Raw genomic sequence first — 439 nt, 5'->3', positions numbered from 1 at the left:
CCATCGGCCTCATCGCCGAGGACGTCGCCGCGGACACACTCACAACCGTCGATTTCAACGAACTGAAAATCGAGGCCAAGGGTCCGGAACTTGCCGAGACCATCCTCTATCGGCTCAATGCCGGGAGCACCGACGTCGCCGCGATCGATGGCGGCCCGGCCTGGCTCGGCGATCTGGCGCTCGAGGACGCCAGCGGGCCGGTTTCCGTGACCGGCGATGCGGACGACGTGTATTCAGCCAAGATTACCGACGCGGCGGACGAAGTCGATTACATCGACTCCGATGTAGCGGGTTACGCGCCTTGGCAGCTCTTCGTTCACGAACGCTTCGACAAGAGCAAGGGACCGGCGGAAGGTCAGGAGCCGCTGACCTACAATTTCGACGTGGCCGTGGGTGCGACCTACAAGATCACGCTGCTCTACACCGAGAACTGGCCCGG

At 62.9% G+C, this 439-nt stretch carries 1 protein-coding gene; it reads left to right on the top strand.

Annotated features, from left to right (window positions below):
• On the top strand, nt 1–439 hold a 439-nt coding region (locus tag O4G76_RS19990), incomplete at both ends, for a hypothetical protein (RefSeq protein WP_269398903.1).

It is taken from the genome of Limimaricola sp. G21655-S1, from assembly GCF_027213785.1.
Taxonomy (GTDB): Bacteria; Pseudomonadota; Alphaproteobacteria; order Rhodobacterales; family Rhodobacteraceae; genus Limimaricola.
The sequence above is the reverse complement of the archived record's forward strand: the minus strand, read 5'-3'. Positions and strand labels throughout refer to the sequence as shown.